Source organism: Leptolyngbya sp. Heron Island J, from assembly GCF_000482245.1.
Taxonomy (GTDB): Bacteria; Cyanobacteriota; Cyanobacteriia; order Phormidesmidales; family Phormidesmidaceae; genus Leptothoe.
The window spans coordinates 65257-71848 of record NZ_AWNH01000057.1 but is presented as its reverse complement, the minus strand read 5'-3'; the positions used below and the strand labels follow the sequence as shown (position 1 = coordinate 71848).

The window sequence follows — 6592 nt, the reverse complement described above, 5'->3', positions numbered from 1 at the left end:
GCTGATTGACTGACAAAAGTTTAGTCAGGATTGAACAGAGTAGTAAAGACCTGAAATTCAAACTGAAAGGAGCGTTTTTCATGCTGCCAGCGAGAGGCCATCGCCGGGTCAGGGTCGATGTTAGACGAGAATAAAACACGATTCACTAGCTGCCAGCCATCGAGTAAGGCCGCATGAATCCAATCGAGACCAATACGAAAATAACTATTGCCGCGAAACCAATGAGTATCAACCCATCTCCGCTTGCCTGACTCAACGACAGCAACGCCCTGCGCGGTCACGTAAAGTGTCGCGAGCGCTAAGATGAAACATAAACGTGAGAGGTCACAAACCGAACGAATCTCGGACTTTTGCAAATTCCAACCGCTGGACTGCTCATCCTTGAAAAGTTCCTCGATATCGAAGCGAAAGCCATACTCCTGCAATGTTTTGAGCGTAGTGGGTTCATCACTGACAACGACCCAGAGTTCGCCATTGAGAGGATTGCGACCGACGATGACATGGACTGGACCATACCACTGTCGCTTGTGCAGTTTAACCGTGTGGAAACAGCGCACGTCACCAGCTGCCAGATGCACTGAGGTCGCTTGTATCCAGCCTCCGGTAGAGCGCCATAACCACGTGTTGCTCTTGAGTCGAATGCGATAGTGCCAACCCAATTGGCCCAAGGCTTCCATTGCATCAGTGTGAATACATCCTCGGTCCGCCAGCAGAACAACCTTCACGGCCTTCGGCAGGTATCGAGCCGCATGCATTAACATCTCGTGATACTCGCTGAAGGCAACGGTTGCACTCGAATGCCTGAGCACACGCCAAGACAACGGGAGGGCGCGTCCTCGGTGAACCACGGCTAACCGAATCAGACAGTACTCATCCCAAAACTGGGTGGTGTCTAAGCTCACATACAGACACTCGTCTTCCCAATTCGCCAACGCAGCTTGAATGATTGGCTTGTACAACCGATGTACATTGATGCGTGGATTCCCGAGCCAGCGACGTATACGACGTTGGCGACTTTGCGCGTACTGCCCTCGGCAGGGAATATACTTGGCCCACTTCGTTAGGTTCACTTCACCGGTATGAATCAGCGCAACGACCATCCATAGACATGTCGTTAAATGAGTGAGATGTACCCAGTTTTCGCCTTGACCTAGCCAGGCTTTCAAGGCATCGTAGAGACGGGAGTTTTTTTCACAGCGTTTCTATAATTTGAGTGGTATCTAATTCTAGAGTGCTGGACTCCCACTTCCTTTTCAATTTTCTACAATCCAGAACTGACGGTCACTTCAACACTAGAGACAGTATCTTTTGTCAGTCAATCAGGATCTATTGAGCAACAAGTTAGTGTTGCCTTTTTGTTGTCTTCCTACGCTGCCAACGAAGGTGTCTTGGAGGTTTTGGCCTGCCCTATTTTACCAGCCAATAATTTATCCAACAGTAGAGCAGGCCTACTCTTGGATAAAACGATCTCTTGCTGGTCTTGAAGAGTCATTCGAACAATGCGTTCACTGGGATAGCCATGCTTGGGTAGGGTACGAAACCAGCCAGAAAAGTATCACCAAATATGAGTCGGCATTTCGAGAGCGAGCACTTACAGCAACCCTAAAGCGATAGCATTGAGGTTGACAAAGCGTTCAAAAGCCTCAACTTCGCTAAGAATTTGAGGCTGGATATCAGTGTCATAGTCGAGCAGATACATCGAGTCAGGCCAGTCGGTAATTTTGTCGAATGCTTTTAGTCAGAACCGATAGGCAAACCCACCTAGGAGATGAACTAAGGTCCGAAAAGCGACCTCGATTTTGAAGCGTTTTGTATAGGTTTCAATTAAAGGCTGGACGGAATGTAACGATGATTTGCTCTCTGATCGATGGAATGTTCTTTTTTATAGAGCGCTTCTGCAAAGCAACAAAAACTTCTTACTGTTCAGTGTTGTAAGCTTAACTAAAGTAAAGCAGCATGTATTCTTCAATCAACTATCATCTGTTAGCTTTAGTAGATATTTGCAGCAGGATTGTGAGCGGAATAGAGTAGCTGTAATTGAGCCCTCAGTTGATTTCAGATGCAAAAAATACAGCGACCCATGGATAGGTCAAACATATGTAGGTTGTATTGTTTAGATAGGGCTTCAAACACCCGCAACCCGCGCACGCTGTTGCCATTGTCGTCGATTGGTGGCGAGAACGTAGCGATGCCCGCCTTACCTGGCACGACCGCTAAAATGCCGCCAGACACACCACTTTTGGCAGGTATACCCACTCGATAGGCCCATTCTCCCGCCCGGTTGTACATACCGCAGGTATACATCACACTCAAGAGATCCCGCACGTAATCCTCACTAACGGCTCGCACCTGGGTAATAGGATTGGTGCCATGGTTCGCTAGGGTAGCCGCCATTGTGGCTAAGTCGCAACAGTTAACCATAACAGCACACTGTTGAAAGTAAAGATCCAGGGCTGCATCAATATCTTTATCGATCATGCCAAAATTAAGCATCAGATGGGCCATGGCTCGGTTGCGATGGCCGGTGGCCCGTTCTGATATAAATGTGGGCATGTCGATAAAGACTTCGTGCCCGGTGTAATGCTCAAACATTTTGAGCAGCCGGTTGAGCTTATCGGTGGGGCCATCGCCCTTGAGCAAGCTGGTAGTCGCAATAGCCCCCGCATTGATCATCGGGTTATAGGGCCGGTGAGAACCCTCATCCAAACGAATAATTGAGTTAAACGGATCCCCCGTGGGTTCGACACCCACTTTCTCGAACAAAACCTCTCGCCCATGGTCCTCTAGAGCCAGGCCATAGGCAAAGACTTTTGAAATAGACTGAATCGTAAAGTTCTTGGCTGTATCACCAATGTTAAATACCTGGCCATCGGTGGTAACAACGCTAATACCAAACCAATCTGGATTGGCTTTTGATAGCTCTGGAATATAGTCAGCTACCTGGCCCGCATCCGTTATTCCATAGGTATGGTGAAGTTTTTCCAGAAAGATTTGTAATTGTGTCATAGTCGATGTCCCACCTAGCCGATAGCATCATAGTGTGAAATCAGGCCCGGTCAAACGGTCAGGCTCTTGCCGTCAGGGTCTAAGGTTTTGGCCAGAAATGCCCACTTGTCCGCCACTTCTTCAATGATCTTAGCGGTTGGTTTACCCGCTCCATGGCCTGCTTTGGTTTCAATCCGGATCAGTACCGGGTTGTCGCCCTGGTGAACTGCCTGCAGTGCCGCTGCAAACTTAAAGCTGTGAGCTGGGACTACCCGGTCATCATGATCGGCGGTGGTAATCAGCGTGGCGGGATAGCTAGTTGATTTTAGGTTGTGCAAAGGAGAGTAGGCATACAGGGCTCCAAATTCTTCAGGGTTTTGGGGAGAGCCATAGTCACTTTCCCAGGCCCAGCCAATGGTGAACTGGTTAAACCGCAGCATATCCATAACACCTACTGCTGGGAGTACCGCTGCAAACAAGTCAGGTCGCTGAATCATACAGGCTCCCACTAAGAGACCGCCGTTACTACCACCCATAATTGCTAAATGTTCGGGGGCAGTATAGTTGTTTTCAATCAGCCACTCAGCAGCGCTAATAAAGTCATCAAAAACATTTTGCTTGTTGAGCTTGGTGCCTGCCTGGTGCCAGGTTTCGCCATACTCTCCTCCACCGCGCAGGTTGGCTACTGCATAAATGCCCCCCATTTCTAGCCACACCAGGTTACTCACTGAGAAATTAGGGCTGAGAGAGATATTAAATCCGCCATAACCATAGAGCAGCGTTGGGGTTTGGCCATTAGGCACTAGTCCCTTTTTATAGGTGATAAACATGGGCACGCGGGTGCCATCCTTGCTGGTGTAAAACACCTGCTGCGTTTCGTAGTGATTGGGGTCAAAGGCGACATCAGCTTCACGAAACAGGCTTTGTTCTCCAGTCTCCATGTTGTAGCGATAGATGCAGCTGGGTACCGTAAAGCTAGAAAACCGGTAGAACGTTTCCGTGTCTTCCTTTTTGCCATCAAACCCACCAGCTGAGCCAATGCCTGGCAGCTCTACCGTTCTGAGTGGCTGTCCGGTTAAGTCAAAGATTTGAATGGTGGTATAGGCATCCTTGAGATAGTTGGCCACAAACTGGTTGTTTAGCAGGCTAACTGAGTCTAAAGTCTCTTCGGCTTCAGGAATAATCTCTTGAGGCACATTTCCCTGGTTCAAATCAAGGGCGATTACGCGGCCACGGGATGCGTCTAAATCTGTTTGAAACCAGAATGTGGTGCCGTCATTATCGATTAAGCCATAGGAGGCTTCAAAATCGCTGAGCAGCTCAACAACCTCACTATTGGGCTCTTGTAGGTCTTTATAAAAAATCAGGTTCTTGCGCTCAGTGCCTCGCCACACTGAAATAATCAGGTAACGACCATCATTGGTCACCTGCCCCTGAAACCCCCATTCTTTTTGGTCAGGGCGTTCATAGATCAAGGTATCTTTTGACTGAGGAGTACCCAGACGATGGTAAAAGAGTTTTTGAAAATAGTTCACCTCTTCAAACTGAGAATCAGCGGAGGGTTCGTCGTAGCGACTATAGAAGAAGCCCTGATTGTCGTGACTCCAGGCTGCCCCTGAGAATTTGCTCCACCTCAGATGATCAGCGGTATCTTGCCCAGTCTCAATGTCTCGTACTTTCCACTCCAGCCAGTCTGAGCCTGAACTGGAGAGACTGTAGGCCAGATAGCGTCCATCTTCACTAACGGCAATACTGCCCAGGGCAACGGTACCATCCTCGGAGAGGGTATTGGGGTCAAGCAGCACCACTGGCTCGGCTTCCAGGGATGGCTGGGTGTAGAGCACTGCCTGGTTTTGTAAACCGTCATTCTTGTAGTAGAAGTAGCGCCCACCCCGCTTAAACGGCACACTATAGCGTTCATAGTTCCACAGCTCCGTCAGCCGCTGTTTGAGCGGTTCCACTGCAGGCAGTGCGTGTAAATAGCCGAATGTCACCTCATTTTGGGAGTCAACCCAAGCCTTGGTTTCATCAGAGTTGGGGTCTTCGAGCCAACGGTAGGGATCGGCGACGGCAGTGCCGTGGTAAGTATCGGTTTGGTCGCAGCGGCGAGTTTGGGGGTATTGGCAGTGCATAAGGGGAAAAGCAGGGGGTGAGGGAGGTAGGGGGAGAAGGGAAATGGGCGGTGAATGAATAATTAATCCGTTTGCCCTAGGTTGTGGTTGAGGAACGAAACCCAACTAATCCTTTATCGGGTAGTCTAACGTGTCCAGAATCAATTGCGCGAAACCTCTGGCCGCACCTGATGGACCGCGCAGATTACGCAGATTCTGTTCCATGGTTTCTAGTTGTTCTGGGTATTGGAGATAGGTGGAAATGCGATCGCACACCTCTTCTGCTGTAATCCGTCCCAACAGCTCCGGTACCACCTCGTCCTGAGCCCAAATATTGGGCCAGGCAAAGCGCTTTTGATGACGCTGGATGTATTGAATTGCCACGGTATTAATCACCTTGGTGAGCAGCGAACCGACCACTGGCAACTGACATAACAACCCCCACAAACCATCCCAGGTCCGCATTACATCTAGCTGTTGGGTAGGCAGTAACACCACCATCGGCACCGCTAGAGACCCCAGCTGTGCCGTATTAGCTCCAACGGTGGTGACACAGAGTTGGCAGCGTTTGAGTAGGCCATGGGCAGGGAAATCAGTCCACAGCCAGACCTTGGGGCCATCTTTGATTTGGAAGTAGGCAAGACCATTATCCGGGGTGATCAGTTTGGCCTTCGGACCTGCCATCACTGCGACAGTGGCATTTTGGCTGGGGTCGGCGTAGGTAGCCAGGGTGGCCAGGGTGACGGTGGGGGCAACGGGGATGATGAACTGGATGTTTGGGTATTGGCTATGGAGGGTCTGTGCGATCGCAAGTGACAACGGCACTCCCGGTCTGAGCTTATCTGGCTTTGACCCCGGTAGCAGGCCAATCACCTGAGTCTCTGCTGTAAACGGTAGCTCGGCCACATCGGCAGACTCCACATCCGCCATCAAATCACCCACTACCGTTAGCTTAGGCTGATACTTTTCTGCAATTTGGCCCGTGGTATCTCCCTGCATCATGCCAAAGCGATCCACCCAGTTAAGCCAGCGCGGCTCCCATTCGGCATAGATTACCGTGGGATAACCCAGACGTTTGGCCGCCCACACTGCATAAAGTTGATCACCGCCAAGAAAGACAACGACACCGTCATGATGCCAGTCCCAGTCAGCTTTGGTTTTACCCGTCAATAGAAAGCGAAAGAAGTCTGTTGGCCCTTGGACACGGTCCACCTCTGGGTAGGATTTGAGCGAATCCGTTTCACCCCCCGAAGCATGGGGACAGGGGGACAGCATGACCGAAATCCGCATTTGTTCATGATCCGGCTCGCGCTTTCTGAGCTGTTGAACCACAGGTTTAACCCAGGTCGCTACCTCTCCCGGTCCATTGGTCAAAATCAGAACATCTACAGCCATCAGATTACGTGTGCGATCGCATTGCACTGGTCACATTATCACGCGTCCCTCTCGGTCAAAAAACGCTAGCCTAGATTCGTTAATTCAACCCTTTTATTGCC

4 protein-coding genes are annotated in these 6592 nt (G+C 50.1%); all 4 read right to left on the bottom strand.

Annotated elements, in window-relative coordinates; translation table 11 throughout:
• Positions 1-20 precede the first annotated feature (20 nt).
• Complete coding sequence (locus N836_RS77595) at positions 21-1166, bottom strand: transposase (RefSeq protein ID WP_152532018.1); 1146 nt, start codon at positions 1164-1166, stop codon at positions 21-23.
• A gap of 889 nt (positions 1167-2055) precedes the next feature.
• Positions 2056-3006, bottom strand: a complete 951-nt coding sequence (gene glsA / locus N836_RS55785) for a glutaminase A (RefSeq protein ID WP_023073553.1) — start codon at positions 3004-3006, stop codon at positions 2056-2058.
• A 50-nt stretch (positions 3007-3056) separates the two neighbouring features.
• Positions 3057-5117 (bottom strand): prolyl oligopeptidase family serine peptidase, encoded by a 2061-nt coding sequence (locus N836_RS55780; RefSeq protein WP_023073552.1) that lies wholly within the window; start codon positions 5115-5117, stop codon positions 3057-3059.
• A gap of 105 nt (positions 5118-5222) precedes the next feature.
• Complete coding sequence (locus N836_RS55775; RefSeq protein WP_023073551.1) at positions 5223-6491, bottom strand: lipid-A-disaccharide synthase; 1269 nt, start codon at positions 6489-6491, stop codon at positions 5223-5225.
• Between the last annotated feature and the right edge of the window lie 101 nt (positions 6492-6592).

Excerpts from the sequence above, each read along its gene's own strand:
- glsA (WP_023073553.1), bottom strand. The coding sequence starts at position 3,006 with ATGACACAATTACAAATCTTTCTGGAAAAACTTCACCATACCTATGGA.
- N836_RS55775 (WP_023073551.1), bottom strand. The coding sequence starts at position 6,491 with ATGGCTGTAGATGTTCTGATTTTGACCAATGGACCGGGAGAGGTAGCG.
- N836_RS55780 (WP_023073552.1), bottom strand. The coding sequence starts at position 5,117 with ATGCACTGCCAATACCCCCAAACTCGCCGCTGCGACCAAACCGATACT.